Origin of the sequence: Pauljensenia sp. 27098_8_83 (genome assembly GCF_041432695.1) — a bacterium.
Classification (GTDB): domain Bacteria; phylum Actinomycetota; class Actinomycetes; order Actinomycetales; family Actinomycetaceae; genus Pauljensenia.
The window spans coordinates 216,409-240,566 of the sequence record NZ_JAPWAD010000001.1 but is presented as its reverse complement, the minus strand read 5'-3'; the positions used below and the strand labels follow the sequence as shown (position 1 = coordinate 240,566).

General features: G+C 62.9%; 19 protein-coding genes, 2 tRNA genes and 1 pseudogene. 14 read left to right on the top strand and 8 right to left on the bottom strand.

The features are described from left to right. Window positions 1–239, top strand: a pseudogene (locus O3656_RS01080) (transposase); the annotation flags it as partial. A gap of 228 nt (window positions 240–467) precedes the next feature. Here the strand turns inward: O3656_RS01080 and O3656_RS01075 are convergent. Beyond that, window positions 468–541, bottom strand: a tRNA-Gly gene (locus O3656_RS01075). 98 nt (window positions 542–639) lie between these two features. On the opposite strand from O3656_RS01075, the gene O3656_RS01070 reads away from it, so the two are divergent. From O3656_RS01070 to O3656_RS01035, 8 genes are all read left to right on the top strand, one after another. Further along, window positions 640–716: transfer RNA gene (locus O3656_RS01070), tRNA-Pro, on the top strand. 48 nt (window positions 717–764) lie between these two features. After that, entirely contained in the window at window positions 765–1,046 is a 282-nt protein-coding gene (locus tag O3656_RS01065) for an FMN-dependent dehydrogenase (protein WP_500062210.1), read from the top strand. Window positions 1,047–1,262: 216 nt separating this feature from the next. Further along, entirely contained in the window at window positions 1,263–2,582 is a 1,320-nt protein-coding gene (gene tig / locus O3656_RS01060) for a trigger factor (RefSeq protein WP_500062209.1), read from the top strand. A gap of 239 nt (window positions 2,583–2,821) precedes the next feature. Next, window positions 2,822–3,433 carry an ATP-dependent Clp protease proteolytic subunit gene (locus O3656_RS01055; protein ID WP_009647542.1) on the top strand — a complete coding sequence of 204 codons (612 nt, stop codon included), beginning with the start codon at window positions 2,822–2,824 and terminating at the stop codon, window positions 3,431–3,433. Continuing rightward, the gene (locus O3656_RS01050; protein ID WP_016461229.1) at window positions 3,433–4,077 is read left to right on the top strand and encodes an ATP-dependent Clp protease proteolytic subunit; all 645 of its coding nucleotides are present in this window, start codon (window positions 3,433–3,435) and stop codon (window positions 4,075–4,077) included. Before O3656_RS01055 ends, O3656_RS01050 begins: the two co-directional genes overlap by 1 nt. A 244-nt stretch (window positions 4,078–4,321) precedes the next feature. Beyond that, window positions 4,322–5,581 carry an ATP-dependent Clp protease ATP-binding subunit ClpX gene (clpX, locus tag O3656_RS01045; RefSeq protein WP_016461228.1) on the top strand — a complete coding sequence of 420 codons (1,260 nt, stop codon included), beginning with the start codon at window positions 4,322–4,324 and terminating at the stop codon, window positions 5,579–5,581. Window positions 5,582–5,628: 47 nt separating this feature from the next. Further along, the gene (locus O3656_RS01040) at window positions 5,629–5,985 is read left to right on the top strand and encodes a chorismate mutase (protein ID WP_500062219.1); all 357 of its coding nucleotides are present in this window, start codon (window positions 5,629–5,631) and stop codon (window positions 5,983–5,985) included. A gap of 136 nt (window positions 5,986–6,121) precedes the next feature. After that, window positions 6,122–7,147: a LacI family DNA-binding transcriptional regulator gene (locus tag O3656_RS01035; protein WP_500062208.1), complete on the top strand. Its 1,026-nt coding sequence runs from the start codon at window positions 6,122–6,124 to the stop codon at window positions 7,145–7,147. A 66-nt stretch (window positions 7,148–7,213) separates the two neighbouring features. Here O3656_RS01035 and lacZ read toward each other — a convergent pair whose 3' ends face one another. After that, window positions 7,214–10,249 carry a beta-galactosidase, LacZ type gene (gene lacZ / locus O3656_RS01030; RefSeq protein ID WP_500062207.1) on the bottom strand — a complete coding sequence of 1,012 codons (3,036 nt, stop codon included), beginning with the start codon at window positions 10,247–10,249 and terminating at the stop codon, window positions 7,214–7,216. A 188-nt stretch (window positions 10,250–10,437) separates the two neighbouring features. Between lacZ and O3656_RS01025 the strand changes: the two genes are divergently transcribed. From O3656_RS01025 to O3656_RS01005, 5 genes are all read left to right on the top strand, one after another. After that, window positions 10,438–11,880 (top strand): glycoside-pentoside-hexuronide (GPH):cation symporter, encoded by a 1,443-nt coding sequence (locus O3656_RS01025; protein ID WP_500062206.1) that lies wholly within the window; start codon window positions 10,438–10,440, stop codon window positions 11,878–11,880. Between the two features lie 206 nt (window positions 11,881–12,086). Then, window positions 12,087–12,563: a hypothetical protein gene (locus tag O3656_RS01020; protein ID WP_500062205.1), complete on the top strand. Its 477-nt coding sequence runs from the start codon at window positions 12,087–12,089 to the stop codon at window positions 12,561–12,563. Beyond that, complete coding sequence (locus tag O3656_RS01015; RefSeq protein ID WP_500062204.1) at window positions 12,560–13,633, top strand: peptidoglycan-binding protein; 1,074 nt, start codon at window positions 12,560–12,562, stop codon at window positions 13,631–13,633. Before O3656_RS01020 ends, O3656_RS01015 begins: the two co-directional genes overlap by 4 nt. Beyond that, window positions 13,630–14,328: an ABC transporter ATP-binding protein gene (locus tag O3656_RS01010; protein WP_016461221.1), complete on the top strand. Its 699-nt coding sequence runs from the start codon at window positions 13,630–13,632 to the stop codon at window positions 14,326–14,328. The genes O3656_RS01015 and O3656_RS01010 overlap by 4 nt, the downstream gene beginning before the upstream one ends. After that, window positions 14,318–15,526 (top strand): ABC transporter permease, encoded by a 1,209-nt coding sequence (locus O3656_RS01005; RefSeq protein WP_500062203.1) that lies wholly within the window; start codon window positions 14,318–14,320, stop codon window positions 15,524–15,526. The genes O3656_RS01010 and O3656_RS01005 overlap by 11 nt, the downstream gene beginning before the upstream one ends. Before the next feature lie 107 nt (window positions 15,527–15,633). Here the strand turns inward: O3656_RS01005 and O3656_RS01000 are convergent, their stop codons facing one another. The 6 genes from O3656_RS01000 to valS form a co-directional block, all read right to left on the bottom strand. Further along, on the bottom strand, window positions 15,634–17,517 hold the full coding sequence (locus tag O3656_RS01000) for an AMP-dependent synthetase/ligase (protein ID WP_500062202.1): 1,884 nt from the start codon (window positions 17,515–17,517) through the stop codon (window positions 15,634–15,636). Between the two features lie 128 nt (window positions 17,518–17,645). After that, the gene (locus tag O3656_RS00995) at window positions 17,646–18,011 is read right to left on the bottom strand and encodes a type II toxin-antitoxin system RelE/ParE family toxin (RefSeq protein ID WP_500062201.1); all 366 of its coding nucleotides are present in this window, start codon (window positions 18,009–18,011) and stop codon (window positions 17,646–17,648) included. Continuing rightward, window positions 17,996–18,292, bottom strand: coding sequence for a toxin-antitoxin system antitoxin subunit (locus O3656_RS00990; protein ID WP_048776499.1), 297 nt, complete (start codon window positions 18,290–18,292; stop codon window positions 17,996–17,998). The genes O3656_RS00995 and O3656_RS00990 overlap by 16 nt, the downstream gene beginning before the upstream one ends. Window positions 18,293–18,345: 53 nt before the next feature. Next, window positions 18,346–18,729: an iron chaperone gene (locus tag O3656_RS00985; protein ID WP_500062200.1), complete on the bottom strand. Its 384-nt coding sequence runs from the start codon at window positions 18,727–18,729 to the stop codon at window positions 18,346–18,348. A gap of 151 nt (window positions 18,730–18,880) precedes the next feature. Beyond that, window positions 18,881–21,238 carry an AAA family ATPase gene (locus tag O3656_RS00980; RefSeq protein ID WP_500062199.1) on the bottom strand — a complete coding sequence of 786 codons (2,358 nt, stop codon included), beginning with the start codon at window positions 21,236–21,238 and terminating at the stop codon, window positions 18,881–18,883. Window positions 21,239–21,441: 203 nt separating this feature from the next. After that, the gene (gene valS, locus O3656_RS00975) at window positions 21,442–24,153 is read right to left on the bottom strand and encodes a valine--tRNA ligase (protein ID WP_500062198.1); all 2,712 of its coding nucleotides are present in this window, start codon (window positions 24,151–24,153) and stop codon (window positions 21,442–21,444) included. Between the last annotated feature and the right edge of the window lie 5 nt (window positions 24,154–24,158).

Below are 24,158 nucleotides of genomic sequence, written 5' to 3'. Positions count from 1 at the left end.
GTACCGAGGGGCCTGACCGCACTCATCACACTGGGGAAGAACGCTCAAACGCCGAGCCCGGGACATCCTGGCCTACTTCGATCATCCCCACACCACAGGCGGTCCTACCGAAGCAATCAACAGACGCCTCGAACACCTACACGGATCCGCACTCGGACTTGCGCAACCTCACCAACTACATCGCCCGCTGCCTCCTCGAAACAGGAGGATTCAGACCCCAACCACACCCTCAATTATGAAGAGCCAGTTTAGACGCAAGGCCACACTTTTTGACGCTTTCTGCCTCGACGCACCGAGCGAGCCCCTGAGTCGCCCCTCCGAGGCTCCGATCAGCCGCCGTCAGAGGCTCCTCCACGGCACCACACACCCGGCTTCAACACCCCAAAACCGCCACAGAACAGTGAAAACGCCACCCTGGATACTTCCCGGCGAGACCGGAAATCTTTGTATCCAGAATGACGTTCTTATGGAGCGGATGACGGGAATCGAACCCGCGTGATCTGCTTGGAAGGCAGAGGCTCTACCATTGAGCTACATCCGCGTACCCCCGGAGGGGACACGAAGATCCTAGCGGTTATTGTCCACGTGCGCGACATTTAAACTCTCCTCCCGTATGATGGGGCAGCGGACAGTAGTCCACGGGGTGTAGCGCAGCTTGGTAGCGCATCTGCTTTGGGAGCAGAGGGTCGCAGGTTCAAATCCTGTCACCCCGACCATCGGCGGCCACCGTGCCGCCGTTTTTCACGCCAACCAGGGGAGTGGCCATGCCGTCCTATCGCACCATCATGACGGTCACCACCCTCGTGCCCGGTCGGGCCCCCGAAGAAGTCGAGGCCGCCGCACGATCCGTCACCCGGCTCGAATCCTGGGACATCGCCATCGCCTCCGGCCAGCCGCGCGTCACCGCGCGCTTCACCGCAACAGATGACGCCGAGGCCCGAGCCATCCACCGTGAGATCACCACCGCCGTGCGTCTCGTCGCCGACGTGCCCCGCGCCCGCCTGGCCGCCGTCGTGCGAGGGTGCTCCCACTACCTCGCCCCCTGAGCGTGCCCTTGAGCGTGGGCGGCCCTGGCCTCGTCAATGGGGGAACGAAGCGCGATGGTGTGTGGCATTGCGCACTCGTAGCGACGAAAGAGGGGTGGATATGCCCACTTAACGCCCGCGAATGAGGACATCAGCGGGGTCGTGGCGTACACTAAGCGAGTTGTTATGCGCCCGAAATGGGCGTTCCCGAATTCGTAGACTACGGAGCGTACGCACGTGAAGAGCACCGTTGAAACCCTCGAGCCCACCAAGGTTCGTCTGACCGTCGAGGTTCCTTTCGAGGAACTCAAGTCCGAAATGGACAAGGCGTACAAGGAGATCGCCGGACAGGTCAACATCCCCGGCTTCCGTAAGGGCCACGTGCCTCCGCGCATCATCGACCAGCGCTTCGGCCGCGCCGCCGTCATCGAGCAGGTCGTCAACCAGGTCCTGCCCGGCCACTACTCCGACGCTGTCAACGAGAACGACCTGCGCCCCATGGCTCAGCCCACCGTTGACGTCACCGAAATCCCCAACGTGACCGGCCCCCAGGGCGGCCAGCTCGTCTTCACCGCCGAGGTTGACGTCGTCCCCGCCTTCGAGCTGCCCGAGATCGACGAGAAGCTCGTCGTCGAGGTCGAGCCCACCGAGGTCACCGAAGAGGACGTCGAGAAGGAACTCGAGGACCTGCGCGGCCGCTTCGCTACCCTCAAGACCATCAACCGCAAGGCCAAGACCGGCGACTTCGCGACCATCGACCTGGTCGCCACCATCGACGGCGAGCAGGTTGACTCTGCCTCCGACGTCTCCTACGAGATCGGCTCCGGCTCCATGCTCGACGGCCAGGACACCGCCCTGCGCGGCACCAAGGCCGGCGAAGAGGTCACCTTCACCTCCAAGCTGAAGGGCGGCGAGCACGAGGGTGAAGAGGCCGAGGTGACCATCACCATCAAGGCCATGAAGACCCGTGAGCTGCCCAAGGCTGACGACGACTTCGCTCAGATGGTCTCCGAGTTCGACACCATCGACGAGCTCAAGGAAGACCTGAAGAAGCAGGCCGCCCAGTCCAAGGAGTCCCAGCAGGCCCTCGCCGCGCGCGACGCCCTCATCGACCTCCTCCTGGACAAGGTCGAGATCGTCCTGCCCGAGTCCGCGGTCGACCACCAGGTCGAGCACCGCGTCGGCGAGGACGCCAAGCCCAAGGCTAAGAAGGAAGCCCGCGAGGCCGTCGAGAAGGAAATGCGCACCGAGCTGCTCTCCGAGGCTCTGGCCAAGAAGTTCGACGTGCAGGTCTCCCAGCAGGAGCTGATCGACTACGCGATCCAGATGTCGCAGAACTTCGGCATCGACATCAACCAGCTCTTCTCCTCCTCCCAGCAGATGGCCAACGTCGTGGCCGACCTGGGTCGCTCCAAGGCCCTCATCGAGGCTCTGAAGGTCGTCACCGTCAAGGACACCAACGGCGCCGACGTCGACCTGAGCAAGTTCTTCGGCACCGATCCCGCCACCGAAGAGGGCGCGGAGATCATCACCGAGGTCGCCGACGAGCAGGAGTGAACCGCGGCGGGCTTGCCCGCTGATGAGTGACTAACTCTTGGCTGAGGGGGTGGGGCGCGAGCCTCGCCCCCTCAGTGCATGTGTCGCGTATGCGCACCGGGTGCATGTGCCGGAAGCATGTGCCGGAAGCATGTGCCGACAGCGAAACGACGGCCCGGCGCGCGCACGAGCGGGCGCGCAGCGGGTACGGTTGACATCAATGGGGCCGCCTGGGCCCGCGAACAGACGAGGAGGTACGCGTGAGCGTGCACAATACCGGGGCTGCCGGCGACGGCTCGCAGCTGGGACTGGGGGACTCGGTCTACCAGCGCCTGCTCAAGGAGCGCATCATTTGGCTGGGCGGCGAAGTCCGCGACGAGAATGCCAACGCGATCTGCGCGCAGCTGCTGCTGCTTGCCGCTGAGGATCCGGATCGCGACATCTACCTGTACATCAACTCTCCCGGCGGCTCGGTGACGGCCGGCATGGCCATCTACGACACGATGCAGTACATCAAGCCGGACGTCGTGACCGTCGGTATGGGTCTGGCCGCGTCGATGGGCCAGTTCCTGCTCACCGCGGGCGCCCCCGGCAAGCGCTACATCACGCCCCACACCCGCGTCCTGCTGCACCAGCCCCTGGGCGGCGCGGGCGGCTCCGCGACGGAGATCCGCATCAACGCGGACCTGATCCTGGGTATGAAGAAGGAACTCGCGGCGATCACCGCGTCGCGTACGGGTAAGACCGTCGAGCAGGTGGAGGCCGACGGCGATCGCGACCACTGGTTCACGGCGCAGGAAGCCCTCGAGTACGGCTTCGTTGACCGCGTGATCGACAGCCCGCAGGAGATCGGAACGCGAGGAGAGAACTGATGAGCACCCAGCCCTACTTCGAGGCGATCGCCCGCCAGATGCCGCAGGCGCGCTACGTCCTGCCTGACTTCGAAGAGCGCACGGCCTACGGTTTCCGCCGCCAGAACCCCTACACGAAGCTGTTCGAGGACCGCATCGTGTTCCTGGGCGTGCAGGTGGACGACGCCAGTGCGGATGATGTGATGGCGCAGCTGCTGGTCCTGGAATCCCAGGACCCTGATTCGCTGATCACCATGTACATCAACTCGCCCGGCGGCTCTTTCACGGCGCTGACCGCCATCTACGACACGATGCAGTACATCAAGCCGCAGATTCAGACGGTGTGCCTGGGTCAGGCCGCTTCCGCTGCGGCCGTGCTGCTGGCCGCCGGTTCGCCCGGCAAGCGCCTGGCGCTGCCCAACGCCCGCGTTCTCATCCACCAGCCCGCGATGGAAGGCATGCAGGGGCAGGCCTCGGACATTCAGATCGTCGCCGACGAGATCGACCGCATGCGCGTGTGGCTCGAGGACACGATCTCGAAGCACTCGGGCAAGCCGGTGGAGCAGGTTCGCCGCGACATTGAGCGCGACAAGATCCTCACGGCTCCGCAGGCCGCCGAGTACGGCCTGATCGACCAGGTGCTGGAGTCCCGTAAGGCTCTGTGATGCCTTTTCGTCACTGACGAGGCCGTGGCATCCCCGCGCATGAGTGTGTGGTAGGTGCCACGGCCTCGTTGCTATCTGCCTGGTCAGGCCTCTGTCACGCTGACAATTGTCGGCTAGAGGTGAACTTTTCATAACAATAGGCGTGGCTACGCGGAAAACTGGAGCGCGTACACTACGTTATTTGCTAGTAAGTGCGAAAGCACATCCGACCGAACGGAAAAACGTTCAACACCTTGGAGGTCTCGTGGCTCGTCTGACTGATGGCGCGGAACTGCTCAAGTGCTCCTTCTGTGGGAAGAGCCAGAAGCAGGTGCGTAAGCTCATCGGCGGCTCCGGCGCGTATATCTGCGACGAGTGCATTGAGCTGTGCAACGAGATCATCGAAGAGGAACTGGGAGCTCAGCAGCAGTCGTCTTCGACGACGCCGCTTCCTAAGCCGCGTGAAATCAACGAATTCTTGAATACGTGGGTGATCGGCCAGGACCGTGCGAAGCGTGCGTTGTCCGTCGCCGTGTACAACCACTACAAGCGCGTGCGCTCGCGCGAGGCTGGCAATAACGAGGACATGCTGGGCACCAAGTCCAACATCCTGCTGCTGGGCCCCACGGGTACCGGTAAGACTCACCTCGCGCGCTGCCTGGCCCGCCTCCTTGACGTGCCTTTCGCCATCGTGGATGCGACCGCCCTGACCGAGGCCGGCTACGTGGGCGAGGACGTGGAGAACATCCTCCTGCGCCTCATTCAGGAGGCCGACGGCGATATTAAGAAGGCCGAGAAGGGCATCATCTACGTCGACGAGATCGACAAGATCGGCCGCAAGGCAGAGAACGCCTCCATCACCCGCGACGTGTCGGGCGAGGGCGTCCAGCAGGCCCTCCTGAAGATCATTGAGGGCACGGTCGCGTCCGTTCCTCCCACGGGTGGGCGCAAGCACCCCCACCAGCAGTTCCTGGAGATCGACACCTCCGGCATCCTCTTCATCGCCGCAGGTGCCTTTGCGGGCATCGAGGACATCGTGAAGGCCCGCCTGGGTCGCCGTTCGACGGGCTTTGGCTCGGAGCTGAAGAGCGCCTCGGAGATGGGCGACCTCTACGAGGCCGTGTCCGCCGAGGACCTCCACAAGTTCGGCATGATCCCCGAGTTCATCGGCCGCCTGCCCATCCTGACCTCCACGAAGGAACTGACGGAGGAGGACCTCGTCCGCGTCCTCACCGAGCCGTCGAATTCGCTCGTGCGCCAGTACCAGCACCTCTTCGAGCTGGACAACATGGACCTGGAGTTCACCCACGAGGCGCTCCTGGCCATCGCTGCGCGTGCCAACGAGCGGAAGACGGGTGCCCGTGGCCTGTCCTCGATCATGGAACAGACCTTGTCGGACCTCATGTTCGACCTGCCCAGCCGCGACGACGTCGCCCGCGTGGTCGTCACCCGCGACCTGGTCGAGGGCGTGGGCCCCGCCGAGCTCTATCCTGAACGTTCCTCGGAAGGTAAGCGCAGCGCCTGAGTCCTCCCGATAGACTGGGGGCCGTGGATACGCACCAGGAGGATTGTATGCAGGATCGTGACGAGGCCGTGGTGGCAGCTTCGGCCGACCGTGGAGTCAGCGGCATTCCCGCCGAGCTGGCGGAGGCGCGCGCAACGATCGACAACATCGACGCCGCCCTCGTCCACATTCTCGCCGAGCGCTTCCGTTGCACGCAGCGCGTCGGCCACATCAAGGCGCGCCTGGACCTGCCTCCCGCCGACCCGGCTCGCGAGGCCCGCCAGGTCGAGCGCCTGCGCACGCTGGCGGCCTCCTCCGGCCTCGACCCCGATTTCGCGGAGAAGTTCCTGGGCTTCATGGTCCGCGAGGTCATCCGCCACCACGAGGACATCAAAGCCGAATACGACGAGGGTTCGCAGCTCTAAACTGCACGCTCGGGGAGGGCCAAGCCCCGGCCTCGGCAGTTGTGCGCCCGGCTGATGCGGCGTTGATCCCGCTGAGCGATCAGTGAGTCAGCTAGACTGGGTGAGCTGAACACAGGGAGTTTTGGGAGGAGGATCGATGGTTAACCTCGGTGATATTGCGAAGGCGACGGGTTACTCGAAGGCGACGGTGTCTCGCGTCCTCTCGGGAGACCCCAGTTTCACCGCAAAGGAATCGACCCGCCACCGTGTCATCCAAGTAGCCAACGAGCTCGGCTACGCACTGCGCACATCGCGCGCCGGCGTCCCTCAGACCATAGCGGTGCTAGAGAACTTCGATCCCACGAATGGACCCCAGGATTCCTATTTTTCCGACGTGCGTAAGGCACTGCGCGAGCGTGCGGTGGAGAACATGATGAGCCTGGCGTTCTTCCCGACCGTGGACGCGCTCATCGACGCTGCGGACGACTTTTCTGGCTTTGTGTCCATCGGTCCTGCGCCGATCGCGCAAGACGACCTCGACCGTTTGTATGAGGCGCTCTCGCACGGCGTGTTTATCGACATCAACCCCGCGCCTGCGCTCTTTCATTCTGTGCGCCCCGACCTGCAGCAAACGGTCATCGACGCGATCTACACGCTGCGTGAGCAGGGGCGTCAGCGTATCGCCTTTATCGGCGGCGCCGGGCACATGATGGGCTCTCATGTCTTCGCACAAGACCCGCGTACCGTCGCCTTCAACGAGTGGGCGCACCTCCTCGACATGCCCACTGATGGCTACGTCTGCGCCTCCGGTCCCTTCACTGTGGAGAATGGACGTAGTCAGGCCGAAGCACTACTTGATGCGTGCACGGATGATCTGCCTGACGCTGTCCTTGTCGCGGCTGATCCGCTGGCGGTTGGCGTCATTCAGGTGCTCGCTGCCCGTGGGCTCCGTGTACCCGATCAGATTGCCGTCGTCTCCATCGACAATCTTCAGGTCTGCGAGTACACGGCTCCCACGCTCAGCTCCTATGCGATCGAGTGCTCCGAGTTGGCCGAGACCGCGCTCTTGCTCCTCTCAGATGCGATCGTGGGCCGTTTCATGCATAAGCATCACGTTCTACTGTCCACCCGCCTTGTTGTGCGACAGAGCTTTATTCCCGCGCACGGTGCCACCGCACAGTGATAGGGCGTGAACGCATAACGGCAGCGGCGGGGGAGTTGCCTCACACCCGCCGCCGCTGAATGTCTCTCACACGAGAGACAACGTCACGTCCAGGACCTGCTTCTCGGTCGCATCAATCTGGTACTCGTCATGCACCGGCGAACCCCACGAATCGTCACCGCCGACACCCATCTGTGCAGTTAGCAGACGTAGGTAGGTCGCGGGCCGCTGGGAGGGCTCCGGTAGCTCCCACCAGTGTCGAGCGTTTTCGATCTGCGCGGAGGAGTAGGGCAGGAGCGAGACCCCGAGATCGCCGCGTGCCTGAACACGCAGGCCGTGTCCGTCAACGTCCGTTACCTCGCACCAGCGGATGCCGGGGTGGAAGCCGCACTCCTGCGGTACCGCGTAGGGGGCCAGCCCTTCGGCTGCGCTCTGGGACCACACGCCCAGGGTTGCTCCGGCCAGGCGGTCCGCGTAGGCCTCGACCGGGCCGAGGCCATAGAAACTCAGGCGGTCAATCGACGAGGGGAGCGCCCACTCGAGCCCGAAGCATGGCATCGTTGGGAGATCATGCGCACCCGGGTAGGTTGCCGTTAGACGAATCGTGCCGTCGGCGCGCAGCTCGTAGCGCACAGGCACGGTGACATCTGCAATGCCCGCAAGACGGTAGTCGTAGGTAACGACGACACCCTCGCCGGTCTCTTCGACGGTGGTGTTCACGCATCGTGCGTAGGCTCCAGCCGTCGTCCAGCACGCGCGGTCGAAACCGTGCCCACAGCCTCGATCATTGTCCGTTAGTGGTCGGAAGGTTGTCAGCTTGGGCGGGAAGAGGACCACGGCCTTGTTGCCGCGACGCCACTGGACGATGCCACCCGCGGTACGCGACAGCAAAGCCTCGTTCTCGCCCTCACGCATACCAATGTTCCAACGGCCCACGGTGAATGTGGCGTGGCCACTGGGTGTCATGTCGGCCTGCTCGGGGTAGGAGAATACTGTCTGGCCCACGGAGACAATGTGCCCAGCCTCGCACCACGCGGTGTCGGAGGAGATGACAAGCGCTGCCTCCAACACGATCTCTGGTTTTGTGTCGGCTAGCAGTTCAGACGGCCATCCCACACTGACGGTGCTCCGCCCACGGGAGATGCCTGTTGCCGCGACCTCCTTCTCCCAGACAACCGCGCCGTCAGCAAGGATCCGGGCACGCACACACAGGTTGGCAAGCGGCGCGGGGAGGACAACGGCATCGATAAGGATTCCGTCGATGCTCGGCGTGAGAGTGACCGGGGAGTAGAGCTGTTTGACCGCCATGGCCGAGGGCTTGGGTGTGCGGTCGCCGAAGAGGATGCCATCACAGGAGAACTCCCAGTCACAAGGGCGATCCTCGAAATCGCCACCGTATGCCAGGAACTCACCATCCGAGCCAGCGGTCGGCTCATGGTAGAGAGCCTGATCGATCAGGTCCCAGATGAACCCGCCACCATACGCGGGGTAGCGCTCCAGGTCCGTGTAGTGGATAAGGCCACCAACAGAGTTACCCATCGCATGCATGTACTCGCACGACAGATAGGGCTTCGCCGGGTTATCACGCAGGTACTCCTCGATCGCGTCAGGCAGCGCGTACATGCGTGACTCAATATCGGAGGCATCGTCGAACTCTCGATCCCACGTGACACCCTCGTAATGGACAGGGCGGGAATTGTCCAGCTCATGACAGCGCCGGTACATGGAGCGGAAAACCTCGCCGCCAAAAGACTCGTTACCCAGCGACCATATCAACACGGAGGCGTGATTGAAATCCTGGTGCAACATCGACTCGACGCGATCCACGCAGGCACCCTCCCACTCCATCTTTGATCCCGGGATCGCCGTGGCTGGGGTGGGGATGTCGCCCGGCGTGCACCATGATCCGTGTGTCTCCAGGTTCGCCTCGTCAATGACGTACAGGCCGTACTCATCGCACAGGTCTAGGAAACGGGTGTCATTGGGGTAATGGCTTGTGCGGATTGCATTGATGTTGAGCTGCTTGCACAGGCGCACGTCCGTCACCATGTCCTCCATCGACATCGTTCGGCCCGTGCAAGGATTGAACTCGTGGCGGTTGACGCCGCGGAAGATAAGGCGCTGGCCGTTGAGCATGAAGACAGAGTTGAGGATTTCGAAGCGGCGGAAGCCGACGCGCTGAGTCACGGTCTCGCAATCGTTTCCATCGGCGTCGTGAATCGTGAGGCTCAGCGTATACAGGGCCGGATCCTCCGCCGTCCACGGGTGTGCGCCGTCCACTTCACCCCGAAGCGTGATGGTGGGAGCGTTCGCGGGCACATGTTCACTCCACACAACAGCGCCGCTCGAATCGGTGAGCTGGGCGCTTGCGGTACTGTCGGCCTTGGTTCCCATAAGGTCGACCGTGACATTGAGTATTCCCATGCCAGAGTCCGCGTCGTAGTCCGCGTTGGTTGCGAGGTGGGCGACGTGGCAGGCAGGCAGAGCTACCAGTGATACGGAACGGAAAATGCCATGGAAACGCCAGGAGTCCTGTCCTTCCAGCCACGAGGCGCTGGAATACTCGTAGCAGGCGACGACAATCTCGTGGTCTGGGGAGCGCGTCAGTGCTGACGTGATATCAAACTCGCTCGCCGTGTACCCGTCCTCGCAGTATCCGACGAAAGTGCCGTCTACCCAGACGTAGAGAGCCATCGCAAAACCATCGAAGCGTAGGCGTGCGTGTCCTTTTTTGCTCAAAGACTCCTGGAGGGAATCATGCAGGGCGAAGGCGCGCCGGTAGAGCGCAACTCGGCACTCCTCTGGCGGTTTGGGAGCCTGAGGGTTCTCGTGGCCGTCCCACGGCATCTGAATGTTGACGTACGCCGGAGGCCATAGCCCCTCAGCTTCGAGGGTTGAGGGAACGGGAAGGCTGTGTACTGCTTCCTGGTCGAATGCGGTGGTGGGGGAATCAAGAGCCACGCGCGAACTTGACGTAAGTGCGACTTCCCAGGTTCCGTCAAGACTCTGTGTTGGGGCGTTCGTGCGGTGTGCGCTGTGCGCGGGAAGTCGATTGACAGCAAAGGTCTGCGGATCGCTGAGCCATGCTGATGTGGGGATGGAGGCGGTGGGCGTGTGGAACATGGTGACCTTCCGGAAGTGCGACGTTGCGGTGGAGCGATCGTGCTCTGAGGTCAGAGTATCCTGTTGATCGCATCAATGCAATACAGTTACGCGGATATGTTTATGTGACCTAGATAGCATTGGAATTCTCAGGTAAATGCGTTAACCTGATTGTGTCCGAGCAAGAGTTGCTTCGAAGGAGAGGGACCATGGCACACGAAGAAAACGTACACAAGAGCTGGGTGTCGCGAATCTGCTACGCGATCGGTAATCTGGGGCAGGCTGCGTTTTACAACGCGCTCTCAACATTCTTTGTCACCTACTATGCGGCGCAGACCCTGTTCCGCGACTATGAGGACTCTGAGGCCGAGGCCATGATTGCGATCATCACCGCCCTCGTCTTCATTATTCGGATCGTCGAGATCTTCATTGATCCACTGCTCGGGAACTTGGTGGACAATACAACCTCGCGCTTCGGGCGATTCAAGCCCTGGCAAGTCATTGGTGGCGTTGGATCATCCATCCTCCTTTTTGCGATCTTCACCGGACTCTTCGGCCTCGTCAACGTGAACAAAGGAGTGTTCATTGTTGTTTTTGTGATCGTCTTCGTGGTCCTTGACGTCCTGTACTCCCTGCGTGACATCTCATACTGGGGCATGATTCCTGCGTTGTCCTCCTCCTCGCAGGAGCGAAGTGTGTACACCGCTCTCGGAACATTCACGGGCTCCATCGGCTACAACGGCGTCACCGCGATCGTCGTTCCCGTAGTTGGATTCTTCGGTGCTCTTGCGGGAGCTGGTTCTGAGAGCCAGGAAGGATGGACGGGCTTCGGTGCAGTTATCGCTATCCTCGGCATCGCCACCTGCTTGGCTGTCGCGTTCGGAACGCGCGAGGAGGAGAGCGTCCTGCGCGATCCCTCCGATAAGTCCAGCCCTCTGCAGGCGTTCCAGGCGATCGCGCGTAATGATCAGCTGCTGTGGGTCTCGCTGTCCTACGTGCTCTATTCGATCGCGAACGTTGCGACGACGGGCTTCATGATCTACCTGTTCAAGTTCGTGCTCCAAAAGCCTGACATCTACTCGGTTGTCGGTATTATCGCCTTCGTCATCGGCCTGGCTGTCACGCCCCTGTACCCGGCGATCAACCGCCGCCTGCCCCGCCGCTATCTCTACCTTGGTGGCATGGCGCTCATGGCCAGCGCCTATATCCTGTTCATTCTCTTCTCGTCGAACCTTATTGTCGTCTTCGTCGCCCTGGTCCTGTTCTACCTTCCTGCCACGTGTATTCAGATGACGGCGATCCTCACGATCACCGACTCTGTTGAGTATGGGCAGTGGAAGACTGGCAAGCGTAACGAGGCCGTGACCCTCTCGGTGCGCCCGATGCTTGATAAGATCGCCGGCGCTCTGTCGAATTCCATCGTCGGATTCGTCGCCATCGCGGCAGCTATGACCAACGATGTTGACCCCGCCCTGCTGACGACCGCCAACATTGAGACCTTCAAGACGGCTGCTTTCTACGCTCCTCTTGCGGTCATCGTCCTGGCGTTCATCGTCTTTGCGCGGAAGGTTACCCTGACCGAGGTCAAGCACGGAGAGATTGTGTCCCTCCTGGAGCAAAACCTTGCTCGCTCCGAGGCTACTGAAGACTGACCGAATAAACGCCCGATAGGGAGGAGGATCGGGTGAGTGGCGGGGGATGTGCGAGCGTCCCCCGCCTCGTTTTACGCTCTCAGGGTTGTCTGATGAAATTCTGCGCGGGCTCCCTGATAGTTTTCAGGTAGCTTTCAGTCTTGTGGGATGTAATCTACTCAGGTAGTGAGAACCATTGCCGATAAGCATTCCTCAAGGAGTTTTCGATGAAGAATCGCGCACAGACGCGCGCCCTTGCCGTCATCGCCATCACCCTGGCGGCGGCCCTCAGCGCCTGCGGGTCAACCGGATCGTCCGCCTCGTCCCCGTCCAGCTCGAAGAGCCCGAGCGCGGCGGCCACCAACGCCGCCAGCAACGACCCCAACCTGGTGTTCGCTCAGTGCATGCGCGAGAAGGGCTTTGATGTGCCCGACACGGGCCTGACGCCCGAGAACCTCAAGGACACCTCCGACGCGTTCAACAACGCCCTCAACGAGTGCATGGTGAAGGTTTCCGGCATGACCGGTGAGGACAACGTCGCGAACGATCCCGCCGCCCGTGAGGCCATGGTTAAGGCCGCCCAGTGCCTGCGCGAGGCCGGCTACGACGTCAAGGACCCGCAGGCCGGCGAAGGCATCAGCGTCAAGGACATCCCCGAGGATGTGCTCAACAAGTGCTTCCAGCAGTCAGGGGCCGCCAAGTGACGCGTCCGCGAACCCCACGCCCCGCGGCACTCGCGATCCTGGCGGTTGGAGCGCTGACCCTGTCCGCATGCTCGGGCACCAACGCGGACGCCGAAGCTCCCCAATCCTTTGACGGCGCGACGGCGACCGTCACGAAGGGCGACCTGGTAGGGGAGACCACCGTCCAGGGAACGCTCCACTACGCCGACTCCTACACCCTCAAGAGCGCCTTCGAAGGGGTTGTCACCGCCCTGCCCACGCCCGGCACGACCCTCACCCAGGGATCGCACGTGTACACGGTGGCCGGCAACAACACGTACCTGCTCCACGGCTCCACCCCGGCCTGGCGCGCGTTCGAAGAGGGCATGAGCGACGGCGAGGACGTCACCCAGCTGGAGACGGCGCTGTCCGAACTCGGCTACTTCGAGGCCACGCCCAACGCCCACTTCGACTGGAACACGATCGCGGCCATCAAGAAGTGGCAGAAGGCCCTGACGCTCACTCAGAGCGGCTCCCTGCCCCTGGGCACCGTCCTCTTCGCACCCGAGGACCTGCGCATCGGCGCGCTCAAAGCCCGCGTCGGCGATAACGCCACGATGGAGACGGAACTGTTCACGGCCTCGTCCTCGCGGCAGGTCATCTCCGCGAACCTGAAGCTCTCCGACCAGGCCCTCGGCGTCGTCGGGAACTCCGTGACCGTGCGCCTGCCCGGATCCGCCGCGACGACGACCGGAACGATCACCTCCGTCGAGCCGCCCCGCGAGAAGGACAGCGAGGAGGGCTCCAAGGAGACGACCAAGGAACGGATCATTCCGATCACCGTCACCCCCGACGACACCTCCGCCCTTGACGGGCTGCAGGAGGCCTCGGTGTCCCTGGGCCTGACCTCCCAGACGCGCACAGGCGTGCTGTCCGTGCCCCTCGGCGCGCTCGTGGCCCTCAGCTCCGACCAATTCGGCGTCGAGGTCGTGGATGAGAAGGGCGAGATTCGCAGGGTTCCCGTCACCGTCGGCCTGTTCGCGGGAGACCGCGTCGAAGTGAGCGGCGACGAGATCGCCGAAGGCCAGCGCGTGGTGGTGCCCAACCGATGAGCCACATCCTGCAACTGACCGACGTGCACCGGTCCTTCGGCAGCCCGCCCGTGCACGCCTGCAACGGAGTGTCCCTGGCCGTCGACGAGGGCGAGTTCGTCGCCATCGTCGGGCCGTCCGGCTCCGGAAAATCCACCCTGCTGAACCTCATCGGAACGCTCGACCGGCCCACCTCGGGCAGCGTGTTCATCAACGGCACTGACGTGTCCTCCCTGAGAGACGCCGAGCTGTCGGGTGTGCGCTCCTCGCTGATCGGCTTCGTGTTCCAGCAGTTCCACCTGACGGCCGGCGTCTCCGCCCTCGACAACGTCGCGGACGGCCTGCTCTACCGGGGCGTGCCCCGCGCCAAGCGCCGCGAGGCAGCGCGTGAGGCCCTGACCCGCGTGGGCCTCGGGCACCGCATGGACCATAAGCCTCACCAGATGTCGGGCGGTGAACGCCAGCGCGTCGCCATCGCCAGGGCCATCATCGGGCACCCGGCCCTGCTGCTCGCCGACGAGCCCACCGGCAACCTCGACTCGCGTTCGGGCGCGTCCATCGTGGCGCTCCTGCGTGAGCTGAACGAGGCCGGCACCACCATCATCGTGATCACCCACGACAACGACCTGGCGGCCTCGCTGCCCAGGCAGATCGCCATCCGCGATGGCGAGATCGTCTCCGACTCCGCGCACCCGGGAGGTGGCCATGGCGAGTAAGAAGAACTCGGGTACCGGCCGCTCCGCGCTGCGCCTCTCGGACGTCGCACGCCTGGGCCTGACGGGCCTGCGCGCCCGCCCCATGCGCGCCATACTCTCGGCGCTCGGCATCGCGATCGGCATCGCGGCCATGGTCGGCGTCGTCGGCGTCTCCGCCTCCTCGCAGGCCCGCCTGCAAGAACAGCTGCGGGCTCTCGGCACGAACATGCTGACCGCGCGCAGCGGCGCCGACCTGTCGGGCGTGGACCTCATCCTGCCCGAGGACTCCGTGGGCCGCACCCTCATGATCCCGGGCGTCACCGACGCGGCCTCGACCTCGACGCTGAGCGGCGTCTCCGTGTACCGCTCGCGCCTGTCTGACCCGAACGCGACCGGCGGCATCATCACGATGGCGGCCGACACGAACCTCCTCAAGGTCGTGTCCGGGACCATGAAGAAGGGCGCGTGGCTCAACGACGCCACCGCGAAGTACCCGGGCGTCGTCCTGGGGTCGAGGGCCGCGCAGCTGCTCGGCGTCGTCGAGCCGGGCACCCAGGTGTGGCTGGGCGGCATGTCCTTCACCGTCCTGGGCATCATGGATCCAGCTCCCTTGGCCGAGGAGCTCGATAACGCCGCGCTGATCGGTGTGTCCGCCGCGGGCACGTACTTCGACGCGGGAAAGACCCCTACGACGATCTACGAGCGCTCGACAGAGGACCAGGTGGAGAACGTTCGTGGGCTCCTCGGACCCACCCTTGCCCCGCAGGGGGCCACCGGCCTGAAGGTCTCGCGCCCCTCCGACGCGCTGGCCGCCCAGAACGCGGCCGACCAGACGCTCACGACGCTGCTCGCGGGTGTCGGCTCGATCGCCCTGCTGGTGGGCGGTATCGGCGTCGCCAACACGATGATCATTTCCGTCCTGGAACGCCGCAAGGAGATCGGCCTGCGTCGCTCGCTCGGCGCCAAGCGGGGACACATCACCGTGCAGTTCCTGGCCGAAGCCCTGCTCCTGTCCTTCCTCGGCGGGCTGGCCGGATGCCTGATCGGCGCGGGTGTCACCTGGGGCATGTGCTACGCGTACGGCTGGCCGCCCACCCTGCACTGGTGGGTGATCGCCGCGGGCCTGGGCGCCACCCTCCTCATCGGTGCCGTCGCTGGGCTCTACCCCGCGATCCGAGCGGCACGCACGCCGCCCACGGCGGCCCTCGCCTCGCAGTAATTCGCCGGGCACGCACGAGGCCGTGGCCGACTCAGCAATCCCGATATCGCTCGGGGGAGCGCGAGCCGGCCACGGCCTCGTTTATGCGTGCGTCGGTTGTACGTGCGTCAGTTTTGTACCGGGCCGCCGTAGATCTCGTCGATGACGGATGCGAGGCGGCGCGTGGCCTCGGCGCGCTTGACCTTCAGCGAGGGCGTGAGCAGGCCGTTCGCCTCCGTGAAGTCGGTCGTGAGGACCTTGATCTTGCGGATCGACTCGGCGCGCGAGACGTGCTCGTTCGCTGAGGCCACCGCCTTCTCCAGGGAGGCCAAGACCTCGACGTTCGTGGCCGCCTCGGCCACGCTCATCGGGGGCAGCGAGTGCGCCGCGAGCCAATCGGGGAGCATCTCCGCGTCCAGCGTGATGAGCGCGGCTACGAAGGGGCGCTGGTCGCCGACGACCAGGACCTGGGAGATGAGCGGGTGGGAGCGCATCGGATTTTCGAGGCTGGCCGGGGCGACGTTCTTGCCGCCCGCCGTCACGATAATCTCCTTCGCGCGGCCCGTGATGGACACATAGCCGTCGCGGTCCAGGGACCCCAGGTCGCCCGTGCGGAACCAGCCGTCCTCGGTGAAGCAGGCGGCCGTGGCCTCGGGGTCGTTGTGGTAGCGCTGGAAGACGCTTGAACCCTTGAGAAGGATCTCGCCCTCGTCGCTGATCTTGAAGGACATGGGCGGCAGGGCCGGACCCACGGTGCCGATCTTGGACAGGCGAGGCGTGTTGACGGAGACCGGGCCGACCGTCTCGGTCAGGCCGTAGCCCTCCAGGACGGGGATGCCGACGCCGCGGTAGAAGTGCGCGAGCCAGGGGGCCAGGGGCGCGCCGCCCGACACGATGTAGTCCGCGTTGCCGCCCACCAGGCGGATGATCTGCTGGTAGACGAGCTTGTCCGCCAGCGCGTGCTGGGCCTTGAGGGAAGTGGTCGGGCCCTCTTCCGTGTCCAGGGCCTGGGAGTAGGCGATCGCGACCTTGGCTGCCCAGCGGAAGATCTTCTGCTTCGGGCCGCGCGCCTTCGTGTCCGCCGAGTTGTAGATCTTCTCCAGGACGCGTGGGACGACGAGGAGGTAGCTCGGACGGAAGGACGCCAGGTCGGGCAGGAGGTTCTTGATGTTGGGCGCGTGGCCGAGGACGCCGTTGCCGCTGATCTGGAAGACCTGCAGGAAACGCGCGAACACGTGGGCCAGGGGCAGGAAGAGGAGCAGGCGCGAGTTCTTGCCCGCCGCGATCTCCGGCATCCACGCGTGGGCGTTGAGGCACAGGTTCGTGAAGTTCTCGTGGGACAGGACCGTGCCCTTGGGCGTGCCCGTCGTGCCCGACGTGTAGACGATGGTTGCGATGTCGTCCGTCGTGAGGGCTTCGGAGCGGGCGAGGACGCGCTCGCGCGGGGTGGTCGAGCCCTCCGCGATGAGGGTTTCGATTGCCTCCGAATCCAGGGAGAGGACGTGCGTGTTGTCGCGGTTTTCTCGTTCGGCGGCTGCGCGCACGATCTCCGCCATGGACACGGTCTCGGTGATGATGAGGTGGACGTCCGCGTCGACGAGGACGTGGGCGACCTGGTCGATGGAGCTGGTCTCGTAGATGGGTACGGGGACGAGGCCGGCCGCCCAGCACGCGAAGTCGAGGAGCGTCCACTCGTAGCGGGTGCGGCTCATGATCGCGACCCTGTCGCCGGGTCCGAGGCCCCGCGCGATGAGGCCGGCGGCGAGCGCATGCACCTCGTCGTAAAACTCGCGCGCCGTGATGGAGCGCCACGTGTCGCCGATGCCGACCTTGCGCAGGATGAGGGGGCGGGTCGCGCCACGCTGTACGCGCTCTTTGAGCAGGTGGGGGATCGTCGTGTGCTCGTCGATGCGCACCAGGACGGGGGCGTGCCACTCGAGGGCTTCGGTGGTCGTCTGCGCCTGCGTCGTCTCATCGTCGTTGGACGAGGCCGGGGTGTCCTTCGTGGTCATGCGTGCTCCCTGGTTGCTGGGCGGTGTGCGCTGCGGTTTGTTGGCCAGCTGCGCTGCTACTGCTTCCCCTATCCTACGCGCCCCAAGGGTGGGGGAGTAAAACCCCCAAACTGAGGATGCTGTTTGTGCTACCTGACGTCGCCGTCAAGGACCTCAAGGAACTGATAGACAGATTCAGGTAAGGTAACTCTTCCTTGCCTCGCAGACTGCACGGCGAGTATGACAACCTGATCCTCCATCACAGCGAAAACGATGCGAAGCCGCTGGCGAAAACCTATCACCCGGATTGACGGGTGAAGATCGGGACGCGCTTCACCGCGATGAGGAAACTCAGTGAGACGGGACAGAAAACCGCGTAGGGCAGAGAGGTAAGCATCGGTTGTCTGTTCTGAGCCCGTGAGGGTCAGAAGCTCGCCGCGAAAGTTGACGAGGTCGCGGTATGCAGTATCGCCAATAGCAAGGCGTCGTTGGGGTGCCACTACTTCAGTCCCCATGCAGCAGTCAGCTCATCGAGAGTGTGCGCAGTTTCCGGGTGCTCAAGGTAGTGTTCGAGGGCGGGTAGAGCATTCTCACGGAGCCACGTCTCGTATTCCTCGCGCTCGCGGGCTTCCCGCCGTGCTTCGAGGGCAGCGATTGCCTCTTCGTAGAAAGCGGGAGAGACCAGAACTGCGCGGGTCTGTGCGCCGCGCGAGCGCAGCTCGACGGGTTCGACTTGGGCGGCGGCGATGTACTGAGCCTGGTTCTGGCGAAAATCGGAAAGTGTAGCTGTTGACATGTACTAATTGTACAAGTTGTTAGGAGGTTGTGTGTCGTTTCGTGGCTGAATCTTCAGGACTTTGGACGCCAGAACGACGTGATGTCTCGCTTTTCCGCGAGTTGGTGCTGAATAAAGGCGTCGAGGAGTTCGTAGTCGAAGGGCTTGTTCCAGGGCTGGCGGGCGAACATCTTGCCGAAGTCCGTGCCTCTCTCACGCATGACCGGCTCGAAGCGGATCATGGTGGCGCGTTCGGGGACCATTGCCATGTGCTTGGAGGCTGCCGAGAACCCGATGATGTACGTCCCGTGGTGGGTGAACATCGGCTGGTTCCATGCGATGCGTAGCTCCAGCTCCGGGTAGGTGAGTCCCACCCACACCAGCACGTCCACCATCCGTGCCCGATTGTCGTCGTTCGGAATGGTCTCGAGGTACTCGTCGAGCGTCTTGATTGCCATGGCTTGACCCTAACAACGCCCACGCACATCTGCGGCACGCGTGGCGATTGAAGCCTTGATATTCGGCGCTGTACCGCCACCTGATCTGCGAAAGGGGGCCGCCCGTGGTTTCCCACGGGCGGCCCACAACGAACAGTGGCGTTAGTGGCGTCTAGGCGTCAATACCGATCGTTGCACCCTTTCGCATCATCATGTTGTAATGGTCCGCTGCGCCATGCTCGGTGAAGATTTGCTCGAAGGCATGGAAGAGCTGGTCAATCGTCAAGTTATGTACAGCGTGGAGGTCCATGTCGAAGGCGTCGTGTGAATTATTGTTGGTGAACGCCATAAGGGCACGAGTAGCAGCGTCGCTTGATTCTCCCAGCTCTGTGATACTTCCGATGCCACAGAGGTGAATCAAATAAGACTCAATGATGCGTCTCATTGTGTTTCCAATAAGTGGGGAGATCTGCGCACGAGGGTCACCAGTGGGTTTCGCGTCACCGGGGGCCGAGTTAAGAATATCCCAAGCACGTCGAACCTCTTCCCACAGGAGAGCGTATTCGCTGTGAATCTTGCTATCGTCGAAGGGGCCGCTAATGACAGACTTGGCATGTCTGTCGTGGTCTGCGGGTGATAAGACTCGTTCAATTGTGTAGAAGGCGCAATCCGTGTTTGCCTTCTCAATCTTATAGGCAGCTTCCATGTGAAAGCGTGTGCTGTGCGTGAGAATAATTAACTGATCGACGTACTTATGGGCCTTATGTTTGCCTAGTACAAGGACCTCACTAATCAGTTCACGAATATATCCGGATGTGATGAAGCTGCTGAGTCCATCCATGGCGTTGACCGGATCGTCGATCACGACAGTAAATTTCTTGTCTGTGTTATCCGCGTCTTTGTGGAACTGATGGAAGAAGTAGAGGAAGCAGATCAGGTTACGTTCGCCATCCGAAAGCGTTTTTACGTCTGTTCGCTCCTTTCGTCCATACTTGTTTGTTCGAAGGAGAATATAGCCGTCGCGTTGAGTGGTATTCGGCAGGTGTCCGGTGATGAAGTCGTCCGTTGATGCTCCGAGCTCAAAGCTGGTCATTCCAATGCCGGCCAGTGCGCGATTGATGTGTTCGATGGCGGGATGGATATCCCTGCGGCTCTGCTCGGCTACTTTAATGAGATTGGTTAGCTCCTTCCGCTTCTTATCTTTCTCGGCAATCTGTTCTTCTAGTGCGACGATTCGTGCTGCCGTCCCTGTCTCTCCTCCAACAATCGAGTCGAAAGCCTTGAAGGCATCATGGCATGTGTGGTGGGAAAAGACTCTCCAGAACTGTTCTTCAAACTCTCTCCGGAGGTTGTCCTGATCGTTTACCTTTGCGTTGTGCTCGTTGACGAGTGTGTTCAGTCGTTCGCCCAGCTGACGAAGGGTGCTGCTAAAGGCGTCGATGTCCCATTCTTCTGGTGCGTCGAAGCTCTGCGACTGTTTGTCCAGTTTCTTGACGAGAAGTTCGTGTGCTGTGGAGAGGGCGTTCTCTATTGTGTCAAGCTGCGCGCTCTGTGAATATTCTGCGACGTCTTTGAGCTGATGTTTGCTAATCTCGCTCTTGAAGTTGGATAGCTGCTGAAGTGATAGCTCCAGAGTTGTTAGGCGTGACTGGAGTCGAGCGACTGCTTCGTCGTATGATCGATCCCAGAGCTTAGCGAGATTTTCGCTGAAGTCTTGCGGTGCCTGCTGCTGACAGAAGGGGCAACGGTCGCCGAGTATGTCCTGATGGGTATCCATGATCTGTTTGCCGTCGCGGACCCAGTCAGAATGCTGTATTTGTGAAATGAGTTCAGACAGCGGCGAATCTGCCGCCGGTATCAGTGGCGTGCGGAGTAAGTCGGGAAGGTCCTTGAGGTCTTGCGGAATCTGTGGGATGGCGCGTACTTGTGAAGCTATTTCAAGTGTAGTGGTGAGGAGTCCTTTTTCTTGCGCGGCAAGTTCGTCGAGAGTTGCTGGGAGTGCGTCCTCGGGTGGTAGAGGGTTCTGTCGAATATCTTTGACCTTGTCGCGCAGCTTCGTTCTACTTCCTTTGTATCCATTCAGGCATGATGAAAGCCGCTCAGGGACAATCTTTTTATTGTTCCAGATTGCGCCCAGTAGGGTTTTCTCGGCCTCTGACTGGTCATCCTCAGCACTCCCTTTATCTGATTTTAGAAGTTCAATCTCATCTCTGAGCGCTTCTCTATCCTTCTTTTTGTTCTCTATATCATTTTGATTCGCTATGCTCTGTTTCCCAAGAAAGAAGATGCCATTTTCGGTCTCCTGAAAGGTCTCCTCGATGTACTTCGAGTTAAGGACGAGAATCTCCCTGGTCGATGATTCGTCGGCGAGCGCGATCCTGTCGTCATCAGGTCCTTCGCTCAATATTCGTGTAATGGATGTCTTGCCTGTTCCATTAGGGCCGAAGATGAAGTTTACCTTCTTAAGGTTTTCAAGCGTTGCTCCCGGCGCGAAGCATGGGGTTCCGCTCAGGTCTACTTTTCTGATCATGTGCCCTCCTTTGGGTTGCGTCTTGACAGTTGTAGCCTAATGACGACTAATCCTTTCCGCCCGCGTTATGCACTTGTCTGATAAGTACAAGATGAAGTGTGGTGAGTCCCAGTGGTGCTGCCTGTATTGTGTCGGCACGACACAGGCATACATAAGGGGGCCGCCCGTGGTTTCCCACGGGCGGCCCCCCAGCAGCCTAACGCTCAGCCCTTGCGCTTTGCAGGAGCCTCGCCCAGCTCGAAGGACTCGACCACGGCCTCGGTGGCCTCAGCGTCGTCGGAGGCAGCCACGGTCAGGGCGCCCACGGCCTTCGATGCGGCCTCCAGGTCGCCCTTCACGGACTCCAGAGCCTCCACCTGAGCCTGCGGGGCGCGCACCGTCACCGCCAGGAACGGCGTACGCGGCGACACCTTCGCCTCAGACTTCACGCGACGCAGCGCGATCAGAGCAGAGGACGCGGCCTCGAGCACCGAAGGATCGCCCTCGACGCCCGCCAGGTCGGATGCGACCGGCCACGGAGCGGTGTGCACGGAGCCCTCGCGGTACCAGCTCCACACCTCTTCCGTCACGTACGGAAGGTAGGGGGCCAGCAGACGCACGACATTGTCGATGACGATCGCCAGAGCCGCACGCGCAGACGCGGCCGAGGCCTCGTCCCACGCGCCATCACGGTTGTAGGCGCGCTCCTTGACCAGCTCCAGGTAGTCGTCGCAGAACGTCCAGAAGAACGACTCCGTGACCTCGAGTGCGCGAGAGTGCTCGTAGGACGCCAGGGCAGCCGAGGCCTCGTCGATGACGGAAGCGAGCGCCGCCAGCACCGAACGATCCAGCGGCACCGTCACCAGCGCCGGATCCAGATCGATCGCCGCGCCCTCGCCGCCCATCGTGAGGGCAAACTTCGACGCGTTCAGCACCTTGATCGCCAGGCGGCGACCAATCTTCATCTGCTGCTCGTCGAACGCCGCATCCAGGCCCAGGCGAGCCGACGCAGCCCAGTAACGCACGGCATCCGACCCGTACTTCTCCAGGATGCCCATCGGGGTCACGACGTTGCCCTTGGACTTCGACATCTTCTTGTGGTCCGAATCCAGGATCCAGCCCGACAGGCCCGCGTGCTTCCACGGCAGCGCGCCGAACTCCAGGTCCGCGCGCACCACGGTGGAGAACAGCCACGTACGAATGATGTCCTGGCCCTGCGGGCGCAGATCCATCGGGTACGTGCGAGCGAATAGGTCCTCGTCATCCAGCCAGCCACACGCCAGCTGCGGGGACAGCGAGGACGTCGCCCACGTGTCCATGATGTCCAGCTCGCCCACGAAGCCGCCGGCCACGCCGCGCTGATCCTCCGTGTAGCCCTCCGGCACGTCCGTCGACGGGTCGACCGGCAGAGCGGCCTCAGACGGGGTGATGATGTCGTCGTAGTTGACCTGGCCGTCCGCGTCCACGCGGTACCACAGAGGGAACGGCACGCCGAAGAAGCGCTGACGGGAGACCAGCCAGTCGCCCTTCAGGCCCTTCACCCAGTTCTCGTAGCGCACGCGCATGAAGTCGGGGTGGAACTCCAGCTCGCGGCCGCGGCCGATGAGCTCCTCGTTCAGGTCCTTGCCCGAGGCCGGGTTCGTCCACGCGCGGCCACCGTTGCGGATGTACCACTGGCGCGAGGTGACGATCTCGAGGGGCTTGTCGCCCTTCTCGAAGAAGTTGGTCTGACGCATCGTCTTGGTCGGCTCGCCCTTCAGCTCGCCCGACTCACGCAGGGCGGCCACCACGGCCTCGCGCGCGGAGAACGTCGTTTTGCCGGTGATCTCCTCGAAAGCCGCGCGGCCCGCATCGGTCGTGATCCACTCGGGGGTCGCGGTGATGATGCGGCCGTCCTTACGCAGGATCGCGCGCAGCGGCAGCTCCAGGTCACGCCACCAGTCGATGTCTGTCGTGTCGCCGAAGGTACAGCACATGGCGATGCCCGCGCCCTTGTCCATCTCCGCCTCGGGGTGGGGCAGGATCGGCACCTCGACGCCGTACACGGGGGAGGCGACCGTCGTGCCGAACAGCGGCTTGTAGCGCTCGTCGTCCGGGTGGGCGATCAGGGCGACGCAGGCGGCCAGCAGCTCGGGACGCGTCGTCTCGATGCACACGTCCACGCCGTCCTCGACGGGCGCGCCCGCGGCGGCAGCCTTCGCGGCGGCCTCTGCGTCGGTGATGTGGAAGGCCAGGCGGTGGTAGAAGCCCGGGTACTCGCGGCTCTCCAGCTCAGCCTGGGCGACCGCCGTCTGGAAGGTGACGTCCCACAGGCCCGGGGCCTCGGCCTGGTAGGCCTCGCCGCGCGCCAGGTTACGCAGGAACGCAGCCTGGGCGACCTTGCGCGCACGCGCGCCGATCGTCTGGTAGTTCTGCTTCCAGTCCACGCTCAGGCCCAGGTAGCGCCACAGCGCCTCGAACTGAGCCTCATCTTCAACGGTGAGGCGCTCGCACAGCTCCACGAAGTTCTTACGGGAAATCGGCTTCTGGTCGCGAGCCTTGATCGACTTGCCGTCGCCGCCCACGTGCGGGGGTTCGAAGTCGGGGTCGTAGGGCAGCGTCGCATCCACGCGCACGCCGAAGTAGTTCTGCACGCGGCGCTCGGTGGGCAGGCCGTTGTCGTCCCAACCCATGGGGTAGAACACGGACTTGCCCATCATGCGCTGGTAGCGGGCCACGACGTCGGTGTGCGTGTAGGAGAAAACATGGCCGATGTGCAGGGAGCCGGATACCGTCGGCGGGGGAGTGTCGATCGAGTACACCTGCTCGCGCGTGGCGCTGCGGTCAAAAGCGTAGGTGCCCTGGTCCTCCCAGGCCTCACCCCACTTCGCTTCGAGGCCTTCGGGGGCGGCGCGGTCGGGCACGCGAGGCGCCTGCGCACGGGTGTTCATGGCCATAATTG

Coding starts and splice junctions, on each gene's coding strand:
- O3656_RS00995 (WP_500062201.1), bottom strand. CDS start 18,011: ATGGGGACTGAAGTAGTGGCACCCCAACGACGCCTTGCTATTGGCGAT.
- O3656_RS00990 (WP_048776499.1), bottom strand. CDS start 18,292: ATGTCAACAGCTACACTTTCCGATTTTCGCCAGAACCAGGCTCAGTAC.
- O3656_RS01040 (WP_500062219.1), top strand. CDS start 5,629: ATGCAGGATCGTGACGAGGCCGTGGTGGCAGCTTCGGCCGACCGTGGA.
- O3656_RS01020 (WP_500062205.1), top strand. CDS start 12,087: ATGAAGAATCGCGCACAGACGCGCGCCCTTGCCGTCATCGCCATCACC.
- valS (WP_500062198.1), bottom strand. CDS start 24,153: ATGGCCATGAACACCCGTGCGCAGGCGCCTCGCGTGCCCGACCGCGCC.
- O3656_RS01035 (WP_500062208.1), top strand. CDS start 6,122: ATGGTTAACCTCGGTGATATTGCGAAGGCGACGGGTTACTCGAAGGCG.
- O3656_RS00980 (WP_500062199.1), bottom strand. CDS start 21,238: ATGATCAGAAAAGTAGACCTGAGCGGAACCCCATGCTTCGCGCCGGGA.
- O3656_RS01000 (WP_500062202.1), bottom strand. CDS start 17,517: ATGACCACGAAGGACACCCCGGCCTCGTCCAACGACGATGAGACGACG.
- O3656_RS01005 (WP_500062203.1), top strand. CDS start 14,318: ATGGCGAGTAAGAAGAACTCGGGTACCGGCCGCTCCGCGCTGCGCCTC.
- lacZ (WP_500062207.1), bottom strand. CDS start 10,249: ATGTTCCACACGCCCACCGCCTCCATCCCCACATCAGCATGGCTCAGC.
- O3656_RS01050 (WP_016461229.1), top strand. CDS start 3,433: ATGAGCACCCAGCCCTACTTCGAGGCGATCGCCCGCCAGATGCCGCAG.
- O3656_RS01010 (WP_016461221.1), top strand. CDS start 13,630: ATGAGCCACATCCTGCAACTGACCGACGTGCACCGGTCCTTCGGCAGC.
- O3656_RS01025 (WP_500062206.1), top strand. CDS start 10,438: ATGGCACACGAAGAAAACGTACACAAGAGCTGGGTGTCGCGAATCTGC.
- O3656_RS00985 (WP_500062200.1), bottom strand. CDS start 18,729: ATGGCAATCAAGACGCTCGACGAGTACCTCGAGACCATTCCGAACGAC.
- O3656_RS01065 (WP_500062210.1), top strand. CDS start 765: ATGCCGTCCTATCGCACCATCATGACGGTCACCACCCTCGTGCCCGGT.